Origin of the sequence: Microbaculum mangrovi, assembly GCF_051390635.1 — a bacterium.
Taxonomy (GTDB): domain Bacteria; phylum Pseudomonadota; class Alphaproteobacteria; order Rhizobiales; family Tepidamorphaceae; genus Microbaculum.
This window is the reverse complement of record NZ_JBPODT010000004.1, coordinates 626,969-648,518: the sequence shown is the minus strand read 5'-3', so window position 1 is coordinate 648,518 and position 21,550 is coordinate 626,969. Positions and strand designations below refer to the sequence as shown.

The window sequence follows — 21,550 nt, the reverse complement described above, 5'->3', positions numbered from 1 at the left end:
TGGCCTCAGCCGGCCTTTGATTGCGATACGCTCTCGGTGGCCTCCGCCCTGGCGATCTCGCGCAGGGTGACGCGTTTCAACTTGCCGGTTTCGGTGCGCGGCAGGGCGTCGACGAAGGTGATCGCGCGCGGATACTTGTACGGCGCGACCTCGTTCTTCACATGCGTCTGAAGCTCGACGGCGAGTTCGGGGGACCCGGTATAGCCGTCCTTGAGTTGGACGTAGGCCTTGACGATCTGGCCGCGCTCGCGGTCCGGCGATCCGACGACGCCGCAGAAGGCCACGGCCGGATGGGTCAGCAGCGCGCCCTCCACTTCCGGCCCGGCGATGTTGTAGCCCGACGAAACGATCATGTCGTCGGAGCGCGCCTGGTACCAGAAGTAGCCGTCCTCATCCATGAGGTAGGTGTCGCCGGTGACGTTCCAGCCGCCGACGACGTAGTCCTTCTGGCGCTCGTCGGCGATATAGCGGCACCCCGTGGGACCACGCACCGCAAGGCGGCCGATCTGGCCCGCCGGCAGCGTATCGCCGTCATCGCCGATGACCTTCGCCTCGTAGCCCGGCACCGGCTTGCCGGTCGCGCCGGGACGCACCTCTTCTTCCGGCGAGCCGATGAAGATGTGCAGAAGCTCGGTCGCGCCGATGCCGTCGAGAAGCGTCATTCCGGTCGCCTCGTGCCAGGCATCCCACGTCGCCTTCGGCAACGCCTCGCCGGCCGACACGCATTTGCGCAGGCTGTCGACGTCGCCGGGCTGCAGCATGTCGATCATGGCGCGGTAGGCGGTCGGTGCGGTGAACGACACGGTCGCCTTGAAGTCCCGGATCGCCGCCAGCAGCTTGTCCGGTGGCGCCGCTTCGAGCAGCACCGTCGAGGCCCCGACCCGCATCGGGAACAGCACCAGACCGCCGAGGCCGAAGGTGAAGGCCAGCGGCGGCGAGCCAATGAAGCGGTCGCTCTCGATGGGCCGCAGCACGTTCATCGCGTAGGCGTCGCAGATCGCCATCATGTCGCGATGGAAATGCATCGTGCCCTTCGGCACGCCGGTGGTGCCCGAGGTGAAGCCGATCAGGCATACGTCGTCGCTCGCCGTGTCGCAGGCCTCGAACGTGTCCGGCTCGTCGGCCATCATCGCCTCGAGCGTGTCGTCGCCGCCGCCCCAATAGACGATGCGTTGCAGTTCCGGCGCCTGCGTCTTGGCCTTCTCCATCTCCTCGGCGAGACGGACGTCGCAGAGCGCGAGATCGATCTTCGTCTTCTGGATCGGATAGGCGAGTTCCTTGGCGCGCAGAAGCGGCATGGTGGCAACGACGACGCCGCCGGCCTTAAGCACCGCGAAATAGGCGGCGACCATCATCGGGTTGTTGGCCGAGCGCAGAAGCACCCGCCCGCCCGGCACCATGCCGAGCCGCCTGGTCAGCACGTTGGCGATCCGGTTCACCCGCGCCTGCAGCTCGGCATAGGTCAGCGTCTCGGTCGGCGAGATCAGGCAGGTCCGGTCGCCCTTGCCCTCTTCCACCCACTTGTCGAGCAGTTCGACAGCGCAGTTCAGCCGTTCCGGATACTGCAGCTCCGGCAGGGTGAACTTGAATTCCGGCCACTGTTCCTGAGGTGGCAGATTGTCCCGCGCGAACGAATCCACGTGTCCGCTTCTCAGCATACTTTCTCCTCCGGCCAATACGGGGTCGGTTTATCCCGACCCGCGGTTTTGCCTATTGTTCCGCCGTCACCGCGCCACCGCAGTGCCGTTCTGGACTTCGGCGGCCTTGAGCAGTTCGCGCGCGATGACGATCTTCTGAACCTCGGTCGCCCCCTCGTAGATCCGCAATGCCCGGATCTCGCGGTAGAGTTCCTCGACCTTGACGCCGCTCTTGACGCCGAGCCCGCCGAATATCTGCACGGCCCGGTCGATCACCTGTTGCGCCGTCTCGGTGGCGAACATCTTCGCCATCGAGGCTTCGCGGGTGACGCGCGGCGCGCCGTTGTCCTTGGTCCAGGCGGACCGGTAGATCAGCAACGCGGCGGCATCGACCCCCGTCGCCATGTCGGCGAGGCCCGCTTGGGTGAGCTGCAGGTCGGCCAGCGGCGCACCGAACATCGAGCGTTCGCGCGCCCGGTTCACGCCCTCGTCGAGGGCCCGGCGGGCAAGTCCGAGAGCGGCCGCGCCGACGGTCGAGCGGAAGATGTCGAGCGTCGACATGGCGACCTTGAAGCCCTCGCCGCCATTGCCGATGCGGTTGGCAACCGGCACACGGCACCCCTCGAAGTTCAGCGTCGCCAGCGGATGCGGCGCGATCACGTCGATGCGTTCCGCGATCTCGAAGCCCGGGGTGCCGGCCTCGACGATATAGGCCGACAGGCCCCTGGCGCCGGGCGCTTCGCCGGAGCGGGCGAAGACCACGTACCAGTCGGCAATGCCGCCGTTGGAAATCCAGGTCTTGCAACCGTCGAGGCGGACATGATCGTTGCCGTCGGGCGTCGCCGTCGTCGACATCGCGGCCACGTCGGACCCTGCGTCGGGCTCCGAAAGCGCGAAGGCGGGGATCGCGGTGCCGGCCGCGACGCCCGGCAGCCATTTGGCCTTCTGCTCGGCGCTGCCGGCGACGACCACCGGCCCGGAACCGAGCCCCTGCATGGCGAAGGCGAAGTCGGCGAGGCCGGACTGATAGCCGAGGGTCTCGCGCGCGATGCACAGCGTTCGCACGTCGTGCCGGTCGCCTTCCTCCGTCGGCGCGGCGGCATCGAGGAAACCGCCCTCGCCGAGCGCCGCGACGATGTTGCGGCACGAGGCGTCGACGTCATGATGATCGATCAGGGGCGTCAGCGTCGCTTCCGCCCAGGCGCCGATTTCGGCGGCGAAGCGGCGGTGCTTCTCTTCGAAGAAGGGCCAGTCGAGGAAGGTTTTGTCGGCCATCCCCTAGTTCCCCTCGAACGTCGGCGTTTCCTTGGCCGCGAAGGCGCGATAGGCGCGAGCGAAGTCTTCCGTCGTCATGCACAGCGCCTGGGCGACCGCCTCGGCCTCGACGGCCTCCTCGACGGACATGGCCCATTCCATCTGCAGCATGCGCTTGGTCATGGCGTTGCCGAAGGTCGGCCCGTCGGCCAGGTCCCTGGCGAAGGCCTGCGCCTCGGCCAGCACCGCGTCGCCCGGGACAAGCCGGTTGTAGAAGCCCCAGCGCTCGGCCTCCTCGCCGCGCAGCGGCCGGCCGGTGAAGAGCAGCTCGGAGGCACGCCCCTGGCCGATGATGCGCGGCAGGATCGCGCAGGCGCCCATGTCGCAGCCGGCGAGGCCGACCTTGTTGAACAGGAACAGGACCTTCGACTCCGGCGTGCCGTAGCGGATGTCGGACGACATGGCGACGATCGCGCCGGCGCCGGCGCAGATGCCGTCGACCGCGGCGATGATCGGCTGCGGGCAGGCCCGCATCGCCTTGACCAGTTCACCGGTCATCCGGGTGAAGCGCATCAGCCCGGCCGTATCCATTTCGACGAGCGGGCCGATGATCTCGAACACGTCGCCGCCCGACGAGAAATTGCCGCCCGCGCCGGCAATGACAAAAGCCTTGATGTCCTCGTCGTCCGCGGCTGCGCGGAAGAAATGGCCGAGTTCGGAATAGGAATCGAAGGTGAGCGGGTTCTTCCGCTCGGGCCGGTTCAGCGTGATGGTCGCGACCTTGCCGTCGATCTCGAGCTTGAAGTGCTTCGCCTCGTACTTGGAAAGCGGCACCGGAACGTTGGCGGTCTGCCAGGTCACGAGCGGTCCTCCCGGGCTTCGAGAGCCGTCCTCACCGATATTTTCGTCTTGCCCAGCAGCGCCATGAGTGCGGCTTCCTCCTGTTCGTCGAGGCCGGCGAACATGTCGGCGACCCAGTCTTCGTGAATCTTTGCCATCGCCCGGAACTCGGCCGCTCCGGACGGCGTCAGCGAGATGATCTGCACGCGCCGGTCGTGCGTAGCCGGCCGCCGGTCGATGTGACCGGAGGCGACCAGCTTCTCCACCACGTGGGTGACGTTGCCGTTGGAGACCATCATGCGCTTGGAAACCTCGCCGAGCGTCATGCCTTCCGGCGCCTTGTCGAGCTGCGCCATCAGGTCGAAGCGCGGCAGCGTCACGTCGAACTGCTCGCGCAGCCGCCGGCGGATCTCGCCCTCGATCAGCGTCGTGCAGGTCAGCAGGCGCAGCCACAGCCGGATGTCGGACTTGTGGTCGCCCGGCGCCTCCAGCGCCATGGTTTCCGCATCGAGCGGTATGTCGTTCATCACATCACCTCCCCGCCGGCGACCGCGATCGCCTGACCGGTTATGGATGCAGCATCGGCCCCGCACAACCACAGCACGGCGTCGGCGACTTCCTCAGGCGTCACGAGACGCCCCTGCGGGTTGTCGCGGACGAGTTCCGCCTCCGCCTGCTCGGCGGTCATGCCGGTCTTGGCGACGATCCGTGAGACCGACTCCGCGACCATGTCGGTATCGGTGAAGCCCGGGCAGACCGCGTTCACGGTGATGCCGCTGCGCGCCGTCTCCAGCGCCAGCGACCGCACCAGCCCGATCACCGCATGCTTCGCCGCGCAGTAGGCCGACGTATAGCGGTAGCCCTTCAGCCCGGCGGTGGACGCAACGGCGACGATGCGGCCGAAACCGGCCTCGGTCATCGGGCCCAGCACGGACTGCACCGAATGGACGACACCCATCGCGTTGACGTCGAACATGCGCTGGAAGACGGCCGGGTCGGCCCGGCTGAACAGGGCCGTTTCGGCCGCGCCCGCATTGGCGACGAGAACCTCGACCGGGCCGCGCTCGGCGACGGCCTCCTTAACGGCCTCCCCGAGCGCCAGCGGGTCGGTCACGTCCGCGATCGCATAGCCCGCCGCGCCGCCGGCCTCGACCAGCTCCTTGAGCGGCGCGTCCTTGCGGCCGGTGACGGTGACCCGCGCGCCGGCGGCCGTCAGCGCCGAGGCGATCGCCGCCCCGATGCCGCGTCCGCCGCCGGTGACCAGGGCGTGCCGTCCGGTCAGTCCCTTCATGGCCGGCTCATTCCGCCGCCTGGATGAACGACGGCTTCTGCTGCTTTTGCTTCTCCTCGACGGACGGCGCCCGCGTCTTCGGACGGGCCTTGATCCGCAGCTCTTCCAGATCCATCCGGTCACGCGCGCTGTTGCGTGCGAGCTGGTCGAAGCCTGGCTCGTATTGCGGCACCGTCTGCAGATAGGGCTCGCCATACCACGCCGCCGCGTTCGCGGCGAAGAACGGATCGACCAGATGCGGACGGCCGATGGCGACGAGATCGGCACGGCCGGCGACCAGGATCGTGTTGGCCTGATCGGCCGAGGTGATGTTGCCGACGCACATGGTCGACACCTGGGCCTCGTTGCGGATCTGGTCGGAATACGGCGTCTGGAACATGCGCCCGTAGATCGGAGCCGACCAGTTGACCGTCTGGCCCGTCGACACGTCGACGAGATCGACGCCGGCCTGGCCGAAGGCCTCGGCGATCGCCACCGAATCCTCGTCCGACAGGCCGCCCTCGGCCCAGTCGGTGGCGGAAACACGCACCGACATCGGCTTGTGCTTGGGCCACGCCGCGCGCATCGCCGAGAACACCTCCAGCGGGAAGCGCAGCCGGTTCTCGACCGACCCGCCGAACTCGTCGGTGCGGGTATTGGTCAGCGGCGACAGGAAGCTCGCCAGGAGATAGCCGTGGGCGCAGTGCAGCTCGATCATGTCGAAGCCGAGCCGGTCCGCCCGCTCCACCGCGGCGACGAACTGATCCCGGATCCGGTCCATGTCGGCGCGCGTGAGCTCCTGCGGGACCTGGCTTTCGGGATAGTAGGCGATCGGCGAGGCCGACACGACCGGCCAGGCGCCCTCGTCGAGGGGCCGGTCCATGCCTTCCCACATCAGCTTGGTCGCGCCCTTGCGGCCGGCATGGCCGAGCTGCAGGCAGAACTTGGCGTTGGAGTGGCCGCGCACGAATTCGACGACACGCTTCCAGGCCGCTTCCTGCTCGTCGTTCCACAGACCCGTGCAGCCGGGCGTGATGCGCGCGTCCGGCGCGACGCAGGTCATCTCGGTGAAGATCAGGCCGGCGCCGCCCATGACGCGGGTGCCGTAGTGGACCAGATGGAAGTCGTTGGGCACGCCGTCGGTGGCCGAGTACATGCACATCGGCGACATGACGAGGCGGTTCTTCAGCTCCATGTCGCGCAGCTTGAACGGCTGGAACGCCGGCGTCGCCGGATCGTCGATGTCGACGTCGAAGCCCTTCAGCCGGACCTTCTCGGCGAACATCCTGTCGGCGGCGTCGACGAATTCGGGCGCGCGCATGCGCAGGTTGTCATAGGTGATCGCCTTCGAGCGCGTCATCAGGCCAAAGCTGAACTGAACCGGATCGTAGTCCCAGAACCGGGCGACATGCTCGAACCAGACGAGCGACACGTCGGCGGCGTGCTGGATCTTCTCAACACCCTCGCGGCGGCCGGATTCGAACAGCTTGAGCGCCGAGGGGATGTCCGGCGCGGCCTCGACCGCCTCGAACAGGGCGATGGCGTCTTCCATGGCGAGCTTGGTGCCCGAGCCGATCGAGTAATGCGCCGTCGACTTGGCGTCGCCGAGCAGGACCATGTTGTCCTTCACCCAGCGCTCGTTGCGGATCATCGGGAAGTTGCGCCACATCGACCGGTTGGTCAGAACCGGATAGCCATCGAGATGCTTGGCGAAGATCTTGGCGCAGAAATCGGCCGACTGCTGCTCGTCGAACTCGGCCAGCCCGGCCTTTTCCCAGGTCTCGTCGTCGGTCTCGAAGATCCAGGTCGAGCGGCCTTCCTCGTACTGGTAGGCATGGGCGATGAAGATGCCCCACTCGGTCTCCTCGAAGGCGAAGGTGAAGGCGTCGAGCGGCTTGGTCGATCCCATCCAGGCGAACTTGTTCGGCCTCAGGTCGACATGCGGCTTGAAGTGGTCGACGAAGTGCTCGCGGAAACGGCTGTTCACGCCGTCCGCCAGCAGCACGAGATCGTGGTCGGAGAAATCGGTGGTCGGCTCCACCTCGTGCTCGAAATGCAGCGGAATGCCGAGATCGCGGGCACGCTCGTAGAGGATCTTGAGCAGCGCCACCCGCGAGCAGCCGCAGAAGCCGTTTCCACCGATGCGGTGCTTCTCGCCCTTGTAGTTGATCTCGATATCGTCCCAGTAGGCGAATTCCTCGGTGATGCGCTCGTAGCTTTCCTTGTCCCAACTCTCGAACGTATCGAGCGTCTCGTCGGAGAACACCACGCCGAATCCGAAGGTGTCGTCCGGCTTGTTGCGCTCGTAGACGGCTATGTCGGAGTCGGGTCGGGACTTCTTCAACAGGATCGCGAAATAGAGACCGGCTGGTCCACCACCGACAATCGCCACCTTCATGACGGCCCTCCCTGTTTGGTTCGCGGCGCACGTGTCCGCGGCTCGATAGGCAATAACTTTAAGCTTGAAATATTTAAGGTGCAAGTATCCTGTTGCGATTGACCGCCGCGTCAGGATTTCCGCGGGTCGATCCTATAGGGACCGTCCCTTTGAAAGGATCCGGAAAAGTCCGGAAGTCGTCGCTTTTTCCGCATCGATCGCGCGCGCCTCAACCTCCAGATGGGACAAGGCGGCGCGATAGGCGGCGGCCAGTCCGCTACCGCCGACGACCAGAACGGGCCGCGGCGCCGGAAACAGGCCGGCCATGGATCGGATCTCGTGCCCGATCAGGATTCCGGACAGATAGTCGGCAAGCCCTTCGCCCGGCACGATGTCAAACAACCCGTCGGCGCGAACCGAGAACAGATGGTGCAACAGGCCGCCCGGTTCGCCCGAACGCACCAGACCGGCGGCGAACCACCTGCTGTCGCCGGGCGCGCCGGTTTCCTCATCCCGTATCAGCGCGGAGAGGATCGAATGGCGACGCAGCACCTCGTAGGCCTCGCCGGTCATGGCAGTGGCGAAATCGACGAGCCTGCCCCCCTCCATCCGCACCCATTTGCTGTGGGTGCCGGGCAGGCAAAGCACGGCGTCCGCAATCCGTTCGGTCGCCAGCGCGCCGAAACACTGCACTTCCTCGCCGCGCATGACGTCGCGATGGGAGGCCGATGCACCGAGGCAGACGCCGGGCACGATCCGCACGCCGGACCGATCCGGAACGCTCAAAAGACCGTCCGCAAGATCGTCCAGCCCCGCCGGACAGGCGACGTAGGGTGCCTCGGCCCAGCCCTGCCGGCTGCCGATCATGCCGCTCATCAGGACGGGAACGGGCGCGCTCGCGCGCCAGTCGCCGACCAGGGCATCGAAGGCGGCGGCGAATTGCCGGTCGGGAACGTTCCGGATGCCATGCGCCGAAACACGACGCTCAAGAATCGCGCCATCCGCGCCGATCCCGTAGGCACGGACGTTAGTCGTTCCCCAGTCGATCAGCACCGCGTCGATTCGATTCACGCCACATCTCCCCTCTTGCCGTCTTGCCGGTCATTGGTGTTATTGTACGACAAATGAAGCCGCCGATCCCGATAACGGATACGTCATAACCGGCGGCGAGGGAGGATACACGTGAACAAGCCGGCTCGGGCCCTTTCGACGGCCCGGCGTAGCGTTCATGGCCAGATCGTCGACGAGCTCGGCCGCCGCATCGTCGCCGGCGAGTTCGCGCCGGGCTCCGTGCTTCCGACCGAAGGCGACTACAGCGCCCGCCTTGCGGTCAGCCGCACCTCCTTTCGCGAAGCCATCAAGATGCTCGCCGGCAAGGGCCTGGTCGAATCCCGGCCGAAGACCGGCACCCGCGTACGCCAGCGCAGCGAATGGAACATGCTCGATCCCGACGTGACCACCTGGGCGTTCGGCGCCGCCCCGGATCGCACCTACGCTCAGGCGTTCTTCGAGTTCCGCCACATCATAGAGCCGGCCGCGGCCGCGCTCGCCGCCGCGCGCCGCGACGTGGACGACTTGGACGTCATGCACCGCAGCCTCGAGGGCATGGCCAGCGCCACGTCGCTGGAATGCTGGATTGCACCGGATCTCGCGTTTCACCGTGCCGTGCTGATCGCGACCCGCAACGAGCTGCTCGTGTCGCTCGGCCATCTGCTCGAGCCGGCGCTGACCCGCAGCTTCTCGATCGTCAACGTGGAGCCTGCGAAACGCCAGGCCTCCGTGCCGCTGCACCGCGCGGTCTACGCGGCGATCGAGCGGCGCAAGCCGGGCGCGGCGCGGGCGGCGATGACGCACCTGCTCGACGAGGCGCTGGTCGACCTCGAGGAGATGATCTGGGGAGGCGGCGGAACCGGATCGAAGGAATGATCGCCGGCGCCTTGGCCGGCGCTCTGAAGGACCGCGGCAAGCGGTCGAAAATATAACTGGAGGAACCCCAATGCTGAAAACGACCCTGATGGTAGCGACCGCGGTGTCACTCGGGCTTGCGGCCGGCAGTGCCCTGGCCGACACCTCTGACAAGAAGATAGCCCTGTCCAACAACTACGCCGGCAACTCCTGGCGTCAGGCGATGCTGCGCAGCTGGGACAAGGTCACCAAGAAGGCCGTCGAGGACGGCACCGTCGCGGCGGCCGACCCGTTCACCACCGCCGAGAACCAGGTCACGGAGCAGGCCGCGCAGATCCAGAACCTGATCCTGCAGGGCTATGATGCGATCGTCATCAACGCGGCATCGCCGGACGCCCTTAACGGCGCGGTGAAGGAAGCCTGCGACGCCGGGATCACGGTCGTCTCATTCGACGGCATCGTCACCGAACCCTGCGCCTGGCGCATCGCCGTCGACTTCAAGCAGATGGGCAAGGACGAGGTGCTCTATCTCGCCGAGAAGATGCCCGACGGCGGCAACCTGCTCGAGATCCGCGGCCTGGCCGGTGTCTTCGTCGACGACGAGATTTCCGCCGGCATCCACGAGGGCGTCGCGGAGAACCCGCAGTTCAAGATCGTCGGCTCCGTGCACGGCGACTGGGCCCAGGACGTCGCCCAGAAGGCGGTCGCCGGCATTCTGCCGAGCCTGCCCGAGGTCGATGCGGTCGTGACGCAGGGCGGCGACGGATACGGTGCCGCGCAGGCCTTCAAGGCCGCGGGCCGGCCGACCCCGCTCATCATCATGGGCAACCGCGAGGACGAGCTTCTGTGGTGGAAGGAGCAGAAGGACGCCAACGGCTACGAGACCATGTCGGTGTCGATCGCTCCGGGCGTCTCCACCCTCGCCTTCTGGGTCGCCCAGCAGATCCTCGACGGCCAGGACGTGCCGAAGGACCTCGTCGTGCCCTTCCTGCGCATCGATCAGGACAATCTGGAGCAGAACCTGGCCAACACCGAGAAGGGCGGTGTCGCCAATGTCGAGTACACGCTCGAGGATGCCCAGGAAGTCATCAGCGCGGCGAATTGACGGCATGGTGGTTCGGACGGGCTCCGGCTGACCGACGGGAACCGAAAGCGCACGGGCATGTCCGACCGGCCTGAACGCATCTTTCATCTGGACGGCGTCGAAAAGCATTTCGGCGCCGTCCATGCGCTCGCCGGCGTCGACCTCGCCATCACCGCCGGCGAATGCCTCGGCCTTGTCGGCCACAACGGTGCCGGCAAGTCGACGCTGATGAACGTGCTGTCCGGCACGCTCGCGCCCGATCGCGGCTCGATCCGCGTCGGCGCCGCCGACATGACGGGGCGCTACGGCGTGTCCCAGGCGCACGCCGCCGGCCTGCGCTGCGTCTTCCAGGAGCTTTCGCTCTGCCCCAACCTGACCGTCGCCGAGAATGCCCGCATCATGCACGCGGCCCTGCGCGGCTTCGGCTGGCGCAAACGGGCGGGCGTGGTGATCGTCTCCAAGCTCGACGAGATTTTTCCCGGCCACGGCGTCGATGCCGGCGACATCGTCGGCGACCTGTCGATCGCCCGTCGCCAGATGGTCGAGATCGCCCGCGCCTTCTCCGAGACCGAGGGCCGGGTCAAGCTCGTCATCCTGGACGAGCCGACCTCCTCGCTCGACGCGGTCGTCGCCGAGCAATTGCTCTCCTTCGTGCGCCGCTACGTCGAAGGCGGCGGCGCCTGCATCCTGATTTCCCATCTCCTCGGCGAGATCCTGTCGACCTGCGACCGCGTCGTGGTCATGCGCGACGGCAAGGTGGTCGACGCCCGCCCCGCCAGGGATTTCACCCGCACCTCGCTGGTCGGCGCCATGGGTTCGGTGGCCAAGGAGGAGGACGCCGCCAAGGCGGGCGACTTCATCTCGAAGCGCACCGGCGCCGCCCCCCGCGTAACCGCCCGCCCCCCCGCACAGGCCGACGCCATGGAGCTCTCGGCGCACCGGGGCGAAGTCGTCGGACTGGCCGGCCTCGAGGGCCACGGCCAGACCGCGATGCTGCTGCAGATCTATTCGGCGAAGCCCCTGGCGGGTATCCGGATGGCCGGACGGGGAGGCCGCGGCGCGTCCGTCGACGCGCCCGTGGCGCTCGTCGCCGGCGACCGCCAGAACGACGGCATCTTCCCGCTGTGGTCGATCGCCCGCAATATCGGCATCCGCTCCATCCGCGCCATGCGCATGGGGCCGCTGATCGACTCGCGCCGGGAAGACGAGATGGCGGAAGCGTGGCGCGCGCGCATCAAAATCCGCACGCCCGACATCCACGACAACATCCTGTCCCTGTCCGGCGGCAACCAGCAGAAGGCGCTGTTCGCCCGCGCCCTCGGCTCGGATGCCGAGATCGTGCTGATGGACGATCCGATGCGCGGCGTCGACGTCGGCACCAAGCAGGAGGTCTACGGGATCATTCGCGACGAGGCGGCGAAGGGTCGAACCTTCGTCTGGTACACCACCGAGCTCGACGAACTGAAGAACTGCGACCACGTCTACGTCTTCCGCAACGGCCGCATCGTCGCCGATCTGCCACGCGACCAGCTCACCGAGGAGAAGGTTCTGCAATCCTCGTTCACGGAGGACGCATGACCGCAGTGCTGCTGTCACCGCGCCTGATGCGCTCGATCCTGCCGGCCATGTCGCTGACGGTGATCCTGATCGCCATCTTCTATCTGCAGCCGCGCGCGATGAGCTATTTCGGGCTCAACCTGCTGCTCAACCTGGCAGTGCCGATCGCGCTGGCGACCATCGCGCAGATGTTCATCCTCTGCGTCAACGATCTCGACCTGTCGATCGGCGCCTATGTCAGCTTTTGCGCCTGTGTCGCCGCGACCTGGCTGAACGAGATCCCGCTTCTGGGTATCGCCGTTCTCATCGCCTGCATCGGCGTCTACGCGGCGCTGGGGGCACTGATCCACCTGCGCAACCTGCCCTCCATCGTCGTCACGCTCGGCATGTCCTTCGTCTGGGCCGGCCTCTCCGTGCTGCTGCTGCCCACGCCTGGCGGCAAGGCGCCGGACTGGATTCAGGCGCTCATGAAGCTGAAGACGCCCTACGTGCCGTTCTCGATCCTGGCAGCGATCGTCATCGGACTCGTCGTCCATTTCGGGCTTATGCGGTCGGCTTATGGCGCGGTCCTGCGCGGCGCCGGCGGCAATCCGCGCTCGGTCGCCCGCGCCGGCTGGTCGATGCTCAAGGTCAAGATGACCATGTTCGCGTTCGCCGGCCTGTTCGGCGCGCTGTCGGGCATCGCGCTCGTCGGGCTGACGACCTCGGCGGATGCCAATATCGCGCTGCGCTATACGCTGTTGTCGATCGCCGGTGCGATCCTCGGCGGCAGCGAGTTCGTCGGCGGCCGCGTCTCGCCGGTCGGCGCGGTGATCGGCGCCATGACACTGACGCTCGCGGGCTCGTTCCTGTCCTTCCTCAGGATCAGTCCCGACTGGCAGATCGGCGCGCAGGGCGCGATCCTGATCATCGTCCTGGCGCTGCGCGCCCTCATCAACCGGGCGGAGGCGAGACACTGATGCCGACGGTCGTCGCACGCCTTCTGGAGAAGCCCTGGATCTGGGCCTACGCCGCGGCGATCGCAGTATGGGTCGTCACCATCGGCTTCACCCAGGGCCAGGGCGCCGGACAGGTCCTGACAGCGGCCTTCACCTTCGCGACCTTCTTCGTGATCGTCGCGCTCGGGCAGATGTTCGTCGTCACGCTCGGGCCCGGCAACGTCGACCTGTCGATTCCCGCGACCATGACGCTCGCCGGCACGGTTGCCACCAAGATCATGGACACGCAGGACGCGATGATCCTGATCGGGCTGGTGCTGGCGATCGGCGTCGGTATCGGCGTCGGCATCTTCAACTACGCGCTGATCCGGCTTCTGCGCATTCCGCCGATCATCGCCACCCTGTCGTCGAGCTTCCTCTTCCAGTCCGCGGCGATCTGGTACAATCGGGGCCTGAGGATCAAGCCGCCGCCGCTGCTGGCCGATTTTTCGACGTCGGTGATTCTGGGCATTCCGGTACTGGCGATCTGCGTCGTGCTGCTCGCCGTCGTCATGCACGTGATCCTGACCCGCACCGTCTACGGCAGGTCGGTCATCGCCATCGGCCAGAACCCGCGCGCGGCCTGGCTGGCCGGCGTCTCGGTCGATGCCACGCGGTTCGCGACCTATGTGATGTGCGCCGTCTTCGCCGCTCTGTCCGGCTATCTGTTCTCCGCCTTCTCGGGTGGCGCCGCGCTCAACATGGGTCAGGAGTACCTGCTCTCCTCCATTGCCGTCGTGGTGATCGGCGGCACCTCGGTCGCCGGCGGCTTCGCCAACGTGCCGGGGCTGTGGGGCGCGGCGCTGTTCCTGTTCCTGCTGGTCACCATGCTCAACACGTTCGGGCTCGGCGCCGGCGTCCGGCTTGTCATGACCGGCCTCATTATCATCGGCGTCATCACCATCGCCGGCGGACAGCGCAACACGCGCTAGGCAAGAAGGGAGGAGTGACGATGGCTCTGGTCGGCGATTCCTACGAATACGTGGACAAGCGTTTCTACGATCTCACCGTGCCGACGGCCGACGTCGAGAGGCTGTTCGACGGATGCCGCTGGGCGGAAGGCCCGGTCTGGTTCGGCGACGGCGGCTTTCTCGTCTGGAGCGACATCCCCAACCGGCGCATGCTGCGCTGGCTGCCCGACGGCGGCGCCAACGGCACCGTCTCGGTGTTCCGCGCCGATTCCAATTATTCGAACGGCAACACCCGCGACCGCGAGGGCCGGCTCGTCTCCTGCGAGCACGGCGGGCGCCGCGTCACCCGCACCGAGCCCGACGGCTCGATCACCGTGATCGCCGACACCTACAAGGGCAGGAAGCTCAATTCGCCCAACGACGTTGTGGTGAAGTCGGACGGGTCGATCTGGTTCACCGACCCGACCTACGGGATCATGTCCGACTATGAAGGCCATAAGGCAGAACCCGAGCAGGACGGCTGCTATGTCTACCGGGTCGATCCGAAGAGCGGGAAGATCGAGGTCGTCGCCGACGATTTCGTCAAGCCGAACGGCCTTGCCTTCTCGCCCGACGAGTCGAAGCTCTACATCGCCGATTCCGGTCTCAGCCACGACCCGGAAGGGCCGCATCACATCCGCGTCTTCTCGGTCGAGAAGGGCCGGAGCCTGAAGAAGGGCAAGGTCTTCGCCGAGGTCTCGCCCGGCGTGCCGGACGGCATGCGCCTGGACGTCGAGGGAAACGTCTGGACGAGCGCCCGGGACGGGGTCCATTGTTACGACACGCGGGGCAACCTGCTCGGCAAGATCCGCATCCCCGAGATGGTCGCCAACCTCACTTTCGGCGGGCCGAAGCGCAACCGGCTGTTCATCACGGCGACGCGCTCGCTCTATTCGGTCTTCGTCGGCGTGAGCGGCGCGCAGGTTCCCTGAGACCATGGCTTGCGACAGCGTTCGCCGAAACCCGGCGCTGCCGGTGATGCGGGCTGTTTGCATGCGAAACTGGAAACGAAACCCGAACCGGAAACCAAGCCCGTGAACGAAATGTCTCCCGTCAGCGCGGACGGTCCGCGCGTCATCCGGCTCAATCCGAGCGACAACGTCATCGTCGCCGCCTCGAAGATCGCCGCCGGCACCGCCCTGCCGGGCGAGGGCGTGACGACCACAGCCGACATCCCCTCCGGCCACAAGATCGCGACGCGGCCTGTCGCCAGGGGCGAGGAGATCCGCAAGTATGGCCAGATCATCGGCTTCGCCGCCGTCGACATCGCGCCCGGCGACCACGTCCACACGCAGAACTGCGTGATGGGCGATTTCGCCCGCGACTACGCCTTCGGCGCCGAGGCCAAACCGACCGCGTTCGTGTCGGAGGCCGAGCGCGCCACCTTCCAGGGGATCGTCCGCCACGACGGCCGCGTGGCGACGCGCAACTACATCGCCATCGTCTCGACGGTAAACTGCTCGGCGACGGTTGCGCGCATGATCGCCGCGCACTTCACCACGGAGCGCCTTGCCGCCTATCCGAATGTCGACGGCGTCGCGGCCTTCGTGCACGGCACCGGCTGCGGCCTCGCCGATGCCGGCGAGGGCTTCGACACCCTGCAGCGCACCATGTGGGGCTACGTACGCCACGCGAACTGCGCCGGGGTGGTGCTGGTCGGTCTCGGCTGCGAGGTCAACCAGATCCGCTTCCTGATGGAGGCCTACGATCTGCACGACGACCGCCGCTTCCAGCACATGACGATCCAGGAGTGGGGCGGCACGCGGAAGGCGGTCGAGGAGGGCATCCGCCGCGTCGAGGCGATGCTGCCCACTGCCAACGCGGTTACGCGGGAGACGGTGTTCGCCGAACATCTCTGCCTCGCCCTGCAATGCGGCGGCTCGGACGCCTATTCGGGCATCACCGCCAATCCGGCCCTGGGGACGGCCGCCGACCTGCTGGTTCGCCACGGCGGTACCGCGATCCTCGCCGAAACGCCGGAGATCTATGGGGCCGAGCATCTGCTGACCCGCCGCGCACCCGATCGCGCCGTCGGCGAGAAGCTGGTCGAGCGCATCCGATGGTGGGAGGACTACACCGCCCGCAACGGCGGCGACATGAACAACAATCCCTCGCCTGGCAACAAGGCCGGCGGACTGACGACGATCCTGGAGAAATCGCTGGGCGCCGCCGCCAAGGGCGGCACGACCGATCTGGTCGGCGTCTACAAGTATGCCGAGCCGGTGACGGCCAAGGGCTTCGTCTTCATGGATTCGCCGGGCTACGACCCGGCGTCCATCACCGGCGAGGTCGCCTCCGGCGCCAATATTGTCTGCTTCACCACCGGTCGCGGCTCGGTGTTCGGCTTCAAGCCGGCCCCCAGCGTAAAGCTCGCCACCAACACGGCGATGTACGAACGCATGGCCGAGGACATGGACATCAATTGCGGCGAGATCCTGTCCCACGGCGTCGGCGTCGAGGAGATGGGCCGGCGCATCTTCGACCGGCTGCTTGCCGTCGCTTCGGGCGAAAGGTCGAAAAGCGAGGAGCTCGGATTCGGCGATAACGAGTTCACGCCCTGGGTCATCGGCGCCACCATGTGATCGCCATTGTGTCCGCAAGGACACGGACGGCGGAATCCGCGCCGACGGGTCTTGGTCGGTGTGGCACGGTGCCACTAGTATCGGCGCGCGTTCGGGGGCGCAGCCTTCGTGAGAGTAGCCCAGCAGGTAATGGGCGCAGGTAGTTGGCGCAGGTAGTTGGCGCAGGACAGGGGCCGATGTTCGGGGCAATCCAGAAGGTTATCCGCAACCTCAAGGCGGAATCGGAACCGGTGTTCGACGCCACGGATCCGCGTGTCGCGACCGCCGCGCTCGCCGTGCACGCGATTGCCGTCGACGGCATCGTCGACGAGCCGGAGAAGGTCAAGCTGCGCCTGCTGATGCAGCAGAAGTTCGACCTCAACGACGACGAGACGTCCCGGCTGATCGCCGAGGCGCGACGTCGTGACCTGGAGGCGATCGACCTCTACGCCTTCACCAGCGTCCTCAAGCGGGCGCTCGACGAGGACGGCCGCCGCGGCGTCGTCGAGATGTTGTGGGAGCTCGTCTACGCCGACGGCGAAGTGCACGAGGTCGAGGACAACTTCATCTGGCGCGTCGCCGAGCTGCTCGGCATTTCCTCGCGCGAACGCATCGCGCTGCGCAAGCGCGTCGAGCACGCCCCCGACCACATGCCGAAGACCGACTGATCCGGTACGGTGGGACCGGCAACGCGCGATTTCCTTGAGTCCGCACGTCAAACCCGCTACCCAATCGTCTGTTTTCTGAGAAGGCATCTTGCCGTCGGCGGGGCGAGCAGGACGGAGGTCTCATGACCGGAAGCCGTTTGAAGGGAAAACGGGCGTTCATCACCGGTGCGGCCGGCGGCATCGGCAGCGCGATCGCGCACGCCTTCGTGTCCGAGGGCGCCCGTGTGATGCTGACCGACCTGGATGGCGCGGCCGTCCAGTCCCTGGCCGTCAGGGTCAACGACGACGCCCCCGGCACGGCTTCCTTCTGCGCCCACGACGTGACGTCGGAGAGCGGATGGGCCGAGGCGCTGGAGACGGCGAACGCGGCCCTCGGCGGCATCGACGTTCTGGTCAATAACGCCGGCGTCTGGGCGGTCGGGTCTGTGGAGGACACGGACCCGGCGGATTGGCGCCGCTGCATGGGGGTCAATCTCGATTCGGTCTATCTCGGCATGCGGCTCGCGATCCCCTATCTGCGCGAGAGCCAGCCCGCCTCGATCGTCAACGTCTCCTCGGTATCCGGCCTCGTCGCCGGCCACAACGTCGCCGCCTACAACACCTCCAAGGCGGGCATGTGGATGCTGACCAAGTCCACGGCGCTGCATTGCGCCCACCGCGGCGACGACATCCGCGCCAATTCGATCCATCCGACCTTCATCGAGACCGGCCTGCTGCAGGACGTCTTCGCCCGTGGCGGCGAGCGCCGGCCGCTGACGGACGACCAGAAGGGCAAGCTCACCCGGCAGATCCCGCTGAAGCGCCTGTGCACGGTCGAGGACGTCGCCTACGCGGCCATCTATCTGGCAAGCGACGAATCCCGTTATATGACCGCCTCGGAAATCAAGCTCGATGGGGGCCTCAGCGCCATGTAGTCTGGGCGCCGAAACCATGCCGCAACCGATTCTCATCGTTCTGCATCAGGAAGGCTCGACGCCCGGCCGCATCGGCCAGGCCTTGCAGCGACGCGGCTACGAGCTCGACATTCGCCGCCCCGTGCTTGGGGAGCCGCTACCGAAGACGCTGCGCGCGCATGCTGGCGCGGTGATCTTCGGCGGACCGCAAAGCGCCAACGACGAACACGACTACATCCGCCGCGAGATCGACTGGATCAACGTGCCGCTGAAGGAGAACGCGCCGTTTCTCGGCGTCTGCCTCGGCGCGCAGCAGATGGTGAAGACGCTGGGCGGTCAGGTCCGCCCCCATCCCGAGGGCTGTGCCGAAGTCGGGTACTATCCGCTGCGCGCGACCGAGAGCGGGCGCCGGATGATGGATTGGCCCGGGATGGTCTACCAGTGGCACCGCGAGGGCTTCGATGTGCCGAAGGAGGCAGAGCTTCTGGCCAGCGGCGACATGTTCGAGAATCAGGCGTTCCGTTTCGGCACCTGCGCCTTCGGCGTCCAGTTCCATGCCGAATTGACGCTGGCGATGATGCATCGCTGGACCGTGCGCGGCGCCGCCCGGATGGACATGCCCGGCGCCCAGCGCCGCCGCGACCACTTCGAGGGGCGGTCCGTCTTCGATCCGGACATCCGCCGCTGGCTCGAGGATTTCCTCGATCTGTGGCTCAGCGCCGATCCGCGCCGACGCGCCCAGGCCGCCGAATAGCCGCCGAGCCGCACGCCGCCCGGTTTTCGCATTTTGCAAATTGCCTCGCAGATTGCGAAACGCGGCTCGAGCATTTGCCGCCTTGAAATACCAGATATTGCGCCGACGGCGCCGCCATCCTCCATATATCGAAAACAGCTCTGTTTACCTTAACTGGCAAGCGGATTGCAGAGATATGGCCAGGCTGGCATCTGGTCGTGCGTAGTCAGCCCGGACTGGATGGGGGGTAGCGATGATCGCGACCCCTTTCCGCTACCTCCCATCCCATTTCCCAGCCCCTCTTTCCTTCCACGTCGGCGCCAGGCGCCCGGAACGCGCTCGGCGCGGGCCGGACACGATTCGTCGAGCCTCGGGGAGGTTCGCCCTTGGGCAAAAACGGATAATTTTCAGGGGAACGGGGGTAGAACCAATATCCCCTGCGTGGGGATTGGTGGAGCCGAGGGGGGTCGAACCCCTGACCTCCGCATTGCGAACGCGGCGCTCTCCCAACTGAGCTACGGCCCCAAGGTACCTGGGTGGCGGGATTTAGTGTCCCGAACCTCCCGCTGTCAAGCGAAACACCCGATTCTATGTTTTCCAAGGGTTGCGGTGGCGTATGCGGACCGCTAGATCGTTTGTCTGCGAAACGCGGGTCAATCGAATCATGCGCGCCATACTCGACGTCATTCTGATCGCCCTCCAGCTCTATGTCTGGATTGTCATTGTCTCGGCGATCTTCAGCTGGCTCATCGCCTTCAACGTGGTCAACACGCGCAACCAGTTCGTCAGCATGGTTGGCGAGGCTCTGTGGCGTATGACCGAACCGGCCTTGCGGCCGATCCGTCGGTTGATGCCCAATCTCGGCGGCATCGACATCTCGCCGGTGATCCTGCTGCTGCTGATCTTCCTGATCCAGCGTGTCATCATCCTCTACATCTATCCCGCGGTATTCTGAGCCCCATTGTCCGCCGATCACGCTCCCGACTGGTTCAAGGCGGTTTCCGGTGGCATCGACATACACGTACGGCTGACACCGAAGAGCAGCCGCGACCAGATCGACGGCGTGGCCGCGCTGTCCGACGACAGCCGGGTGCTGGCCGCCCGCGTGCGCGCGGTGCCGGAGAAGGGCGCGGCCAACACCGCGCTGGAAAAGCTTCTGGCCAAGGCACTGGGTGTCGCGCGAGCGACCGTCGCCGTCGCATCCGGCCACAAGGCACGGCTCAAGACGGTGCATGTTGCCGGCGACGCCGGGGAACTTGAATGCGCGCTCCGCGCGCTCGAATCGAACACCGAGGGGGATCGCCCATGACGGCACGCATCATCGACGGCAAGGCGACGGCCGCTGAGCTTCGCCAGGAGGTTGCCAGGGCCGTGGAGAGGCTCAAGGCGGATCACGGCGTCACGCCCGGCCTGGCGGTCGTCCTCGTCGGCGAGGATCCCGCCAGCGCGGTCTATGTCCGCAACAAGGGCAAACAGACCGTCGAAGTCGGCATGAACTCTTTCGAGCACAGGCTCGATGCCGCGACCGGCGAGGACGAACTGCTCGACCTCGTCCGCACGCTCAACGCCGATCCGGCCGTCAACGGCATCCTCGTGCAGCTGCCGCTGCCGCGACAGATCGATTCGGCCGCGGTCATCGCCACGATCGACCCCGCCAAGGACGTCGACGGCTTCCACGTCATCAATGCCGGCCGGCTGGCCACCGGCCTGCCGGCGCTGGTGCCCTGCACGCCGGTCGGCTGCGTCATCCTCGCCAAGCAGGTCCACCCGGATCTAAGCGGCATGGAGGCCGTCGTCGTCGGCCGCTCCAATATCGTCGGCAAGCCGGTCGCGCAGTTGCTGCTCAACGAGAACTGCACCGTCACGATCGCCCATTCGCGCACGCGCGACCTTGCCGGCGTCTGTCGCCGCGCCGATCTTCTGATCGCCGCCGTCGGCCGCCCCGAGATGATCAGGGGCGACTGGATCAAGCCGGGCGCCACCGTCATCGACGTCGGCATCAACCGCGTCCCGAAGGACGACGGCAAGACCCGCCTGGTCGGCGACGTCGCCTACGACGAGGCGCTCAAGGTAGCCGGCGCCATCACGCCGGTACCCGGCGGAGTCGGCCCGATGACCATTGCCTGCCTGCTGCGCAACACGGTGGAAGCCGCGTGCCGGCAGAACGGTATCGAGCCGATTCTCTAGGGAAGATTTCGAAACCCGGGCGTGTCCGCCCGATCGTTCCGGGTCGAAGCGATCCGGTGATTACGATTTCGTGCCGGCGCGCTCGATCGACTCCGTGATCAGGCGCCGGGCCTCGTCGGCGTCGCCCCAGCGGACGACCTTGACCCACTTGCCGTTCTCGAGGTCCTTGTAGTGCTCGAAGAAGTGCTGGATCTGTTTCAGCGTGATCGCCGGCAGGTCCTCGTAGGTATGCACCTTGTCGTAACGCCGGGTGATACGATGGACAGGCACCGCGACGATCTTCTCGTCCAGGCCCTTCTCGTCCTCCATGAGCAGCACCCCGATCGGCCGACACGGCATGACGGCACCGGGAACGATCGGCCGCTGGTTCGGAACCAGCACGTCGATCGGATCGCCGTCTTCCGATAGCGTATGCGGCACGAAGCCGTAATTGCCGGGATATCGCATCGGCGTGTAGAGGAAGCGGTCGACGAACATGGTGCCCGCCGCCTTGTCCATCTCGTATTTGATTGGCTCGCCGCCCACCGGCACTTCTACGATGACGTTGATTTCCTCGGGCGGATTGGCGCCGATCGGCACCGCATCGATACGCATGATTCACTCCTGCTAGGGATTATTCGGCAGAGTACTGGCAGGAACAGGCCGGAAAAGGCAATC

The 21,550-nt window shown here is 66.5% G+C and carries 21 protein-coding genes, 1 tRNA gene and 1 pseudogene; 14 read left to right on the top strand and 9 right to left on the bottom strand.

All coding sequences use genetic code 11. From position 1 onward, the window contains the following. Positions 1-5: 5 nt before the first annotated feature. The 7 genes from ACSF9G_RS19815 to ACSF9G_RS19785 form a co-directional block, all read right to left on the bottom strand. Positions 6-1,658, bottom strand: a complete 1,653-nt coding sequence (locus tag ACSF9G_RS19815) for a benzoate-CoA ligase family protein (protein ID WP_436643845.1) — start codon at positions 1,656-1,658, stop codon at positions 6-8. A gap of 66 nt (positions 1,659-1,724) precedes the next feature. Continuing rightward, positions 1,725-2,912 (bottom strand): acyl-CoA dehydrogenase family protein, encoded by a 1,188-nt coding sequence (locus tag ACSF9G_RS19810; RefSeq protein WP_436643844.1) that lies wholly within the window; start codon positions 2,910-2,912, stop codon positions 1,725-1,727. 3 nt (positions 2,913-2,915) lie between these two features. After that, complete coding sequence (locus tag ACSF9G_RS19805; protein WP_436643843.1) at positions 2,916-3,752, bottom strand: enoyl-CoA hydratase family protein; 837 nt, start codon at positions 3,750-3,752, stop codon at positions 2,916-2,918. After that, complete coding sequence (locus ACSF9G_RS19800) at positions 3,749-4,249, bottom strand: MarR family winged helix-turn-helix transcriptional regulator (RefSeq protein WP_436644047.1); 501 nt, start codon at positions 4,247-4,249, stop codon at positions 3,749-3,751. The genes ACSF9G_RS19805 and ACSF9G_RS19800 overlap by 4 nt, the downstream gene beginning before the upstream one ends. An 8-nt stretch (positions 4,250-4,257) precedes the next feature. Beyond that, entirely contained in the window at positions 4,258-5,022 is a 765-nt protein-coding gene (locus ACSF9G_RS19795; protein WP_436643842.1) for an SDR family NAD(P)-dependent oxidoreductase, read from the bottom strand. A gap of 7 nt (positions 5,023-5,029) precedes the next feature. Beyond that, a complete protein-coding gene (locus ACSF9G_RS19790) occupies positions 5,030-7,399 on the bottom strand; it encodes a bifunctional salicylyl-CoA 5-hydroxylase/oxidoreductase (protein WP_436643841.1) in 2,370 nt (789 codons plus the stop codon). A gap of 132 nt (positions 7,400-7,531) precedes the next feature. Further along, the gene (locus ACSF9G_RS19785; RefSeq protein WP_436643840.1) at positions 7,532-8,449 is read right to left on the bottom strand and encodes a 2-dehydro-3-deoxygalactonokinase; all 918 of its coding nucleotides are present in this window, start codon (positions 8,447-8,449) and stop codon (positions 7,532-7,534) included. Between the two features lie 111 nt (positions 8,450-8,560). Between ACSF9G_RS19785 and ACSF9G_RS19780 the strand changes: the two genes are divergently transcribed. The 11 genes and pseudogenes from ACSF9G_RS19780 (at position 8,561) to ACSF9G_RS19730 (ending at position 18,727) form a co-directional block, all read left to right on the top strand. Then, the gene (locus tag ACSF9G_RS19780) at positions 8,561-9,304 is read left to right on the top strand and encodes a FadR/GntR family transcriptional regulator (protein ID WP_436643839.1); all 744 of its coding nucleotides are present in this window, start codon (positions 8,561-8,563) and stop codon (positions 9,302-9,304) included. A gap of 70 nt (positions 9,305-9,374) precedes the next feature. Continuing rightward, entirely contained in the window at positions 9,375-10,388 is a 1,014-nt protein-coding gene (locus tag ACSF9G_RS19775) for an ABC transporter substrate-binding protein (RefSeq protein WP_436643838.1), read from the top strand. A 126-nt stretch (positions 10,389-10,514) separates the two neighbouring features. Continuing rightward, a pseudogene (locus ACSF9G_RS19770) lies at positions 10,515-10,967 on the top strand (ATP-binding cassette domain-containing protein); the annotation flags it as partial. A 141-nt stretch (positions 10,968-11,108) separates the two neighbouring features. Continuing rightward, positions 11,109-11,945, top strand: coding sequence for an ATP-binding cassette domain-containing protein (locus ACSF9G_RS19765; protein ID WP_436644046.1), 837 nt, complete (start codon positions 11,109-11,111; stop codon positions 11,943-11,945). Further along, entirely contained in the window at positions 11,942-12,883 is a 942-nt protein-coding gene (locus ACSF9G_RS19760) for an ABC transporter permease (RefSeq protein ID WP_436643837.1), read from the top strand. Before ACSF9G_RS19765 ends, ACSF9G_RS19760 begins: the two co-directional genes overlap by 4 nt. After that, positions 12,883-13,833, top strand: a complete 951-nt coding sequence (locus ACSF9G_RS19755; RefSeq protein WP_436643836.1) for an ABC transporter permease — start codon at positions 12,883-12,885, stop codon at positions 13,831-13,833. Before ACSF9G_RS19760 ends, ACSF9G_RS19755 begins: the two co-directional genes overlap by 1 nt. Before the next feature lie 20 nt (positions 13,834-13,853). Next, positions 13,854-14,783 carry an SMP-30/gluconolactonase/LRE family protein gene (locus ACSF9G_RS19750; protein ID WP_436643835.1) on the top strand — a complete coding sequence of 310 codons (930 nt, stop codon included), beginning with the start codon at positions 13,854-13,856 and terminating at the stop codon, positions 14,781-14,783. 111 nt (positions 14,784-14,894) lie between these two features. Continuing rightward, positions 14,895-16,433, top strand: a complete 1,539-nt coding sequence (locus ACSF9G_RS19745; protein ID WP_436644045.1) for a UxaA family hydrolase — start codon at positions 14,895-14,897, stop codon at positions 16,431-16,433. 176 nt (positions 16,434-16,609) lie between these two features. Further along, positions 16,610-17,080 (top strand): tellurite resistance TerB family protein, encoded by a 471-nt coding sequence (locus tag ACSF9G_RS19740; protein ID WP_436643834.1) that lies wholly within the window; start codon positions 16,610-16,612, stop codon positions 17,078-17,080. A gap of 122 nt (positions 17,081-17,202) precedes the next feature. Next, complete coding sequence (locus tag ACSF9G_RS19735) at positions 17,203-17,994, top strand: glucose 1-dehydrogenase (RefSeq protein ID WP_436643833.1); 792 nt, start codon at positions 17,203-17,205, stop codon at positions 17,992-17,994. Positions 17,995-18,010: 16 nt separating this feature from the next. Further along, positions 18,011-18,727 carry a glutamine amidotransferase gene (locus ACSF9G_RS19730; protein ID WP_436643832.1) on the top strand — a complete coding sequence of 239 codons (717 nt, stop codon included), beginning with the start codon at positions 18,011-18,013 and terminating at the stop codon, positions 18,725-18,727. Positions 18,728-19,155: 428 nt separating this feature from the next. Here ACSF9G_RS19730 and ACSF9G_RS19725 read toward each other — a convergent pair. Next, positions 19,156-19,231: transfer RNA gene (locus tag ACSF9G_RS19725), tRNA-Ala, on the bottom strand. A gap of 139 nt (positions 19,232-19,370) precedes the next feature. Between ACSF9G_RS19725 and ACSF9G_RS19720 the strand changes: the two genes are divergently transcribed. Genes ACSF9G_RS19720 through folD form a run of 3 tightly spaced genes read left to right on the top strand, consistent with a single transcriptional unit; the run spans position 19,371 to position 20,893 of the window. Then, positions 19,371-19,661 (top strand): YggT family protein, encoded by a 291-nt coding sequence (locus tag ACSF9G_RS19720; protein ID WP_436643831.1) that lies wholly within the window; start codon positions 19,371-19,373, stop codon positions 19,659-19,661. Positions 19,662-19,667: 6 nt separating this feature from the next. Continuing rightward, the gene (locus ACSF9G_RS19715; protein WP_436643830.1) at positions 19,668-20,015 is read left to right on the top strand and encodes a DUF167 family protein; all 348 of its coding nucleotides are present in this window, start codon (positions 19,668-19,670) and stop codon (positions 20,013-20,015) included. Continuing rightward, the gene (gene folD, locus ACSF9G_RS19710; RefSeq protein WP_436643829.1) at positions 20,012-20,893 is read left to right on the top strand and encodes a bifunctional methylenetetrahydrofolate dehydrogenase/methenyltetrahydrofolate cyclohydrolase FolD; all 882 of its coding nucleotides are present in this window, start codon (positions 20,012-20,014) and stop codon (positions 20,891-20,893) included. Before ACSF9G_RS19715 ends, folD begins: the two co-directional genes overlap by 4 nt. Positions 20,894-20,953: 60 nt before the next feature. On the opposite strand, the gene ppa is transcribed toward folD, so the two are convergent. Then, entirely contained in the window at positions 20,954-21,487 is a 534-nt protein-coding gene (gene ppa, locus ACSF9G_RS19705; RefSeq protein WP_261615890.1) for an inorganic diphosphatase, read from the bottom strand. Positions 21,488-21,550: the final 63 nt, after the last annotated feature.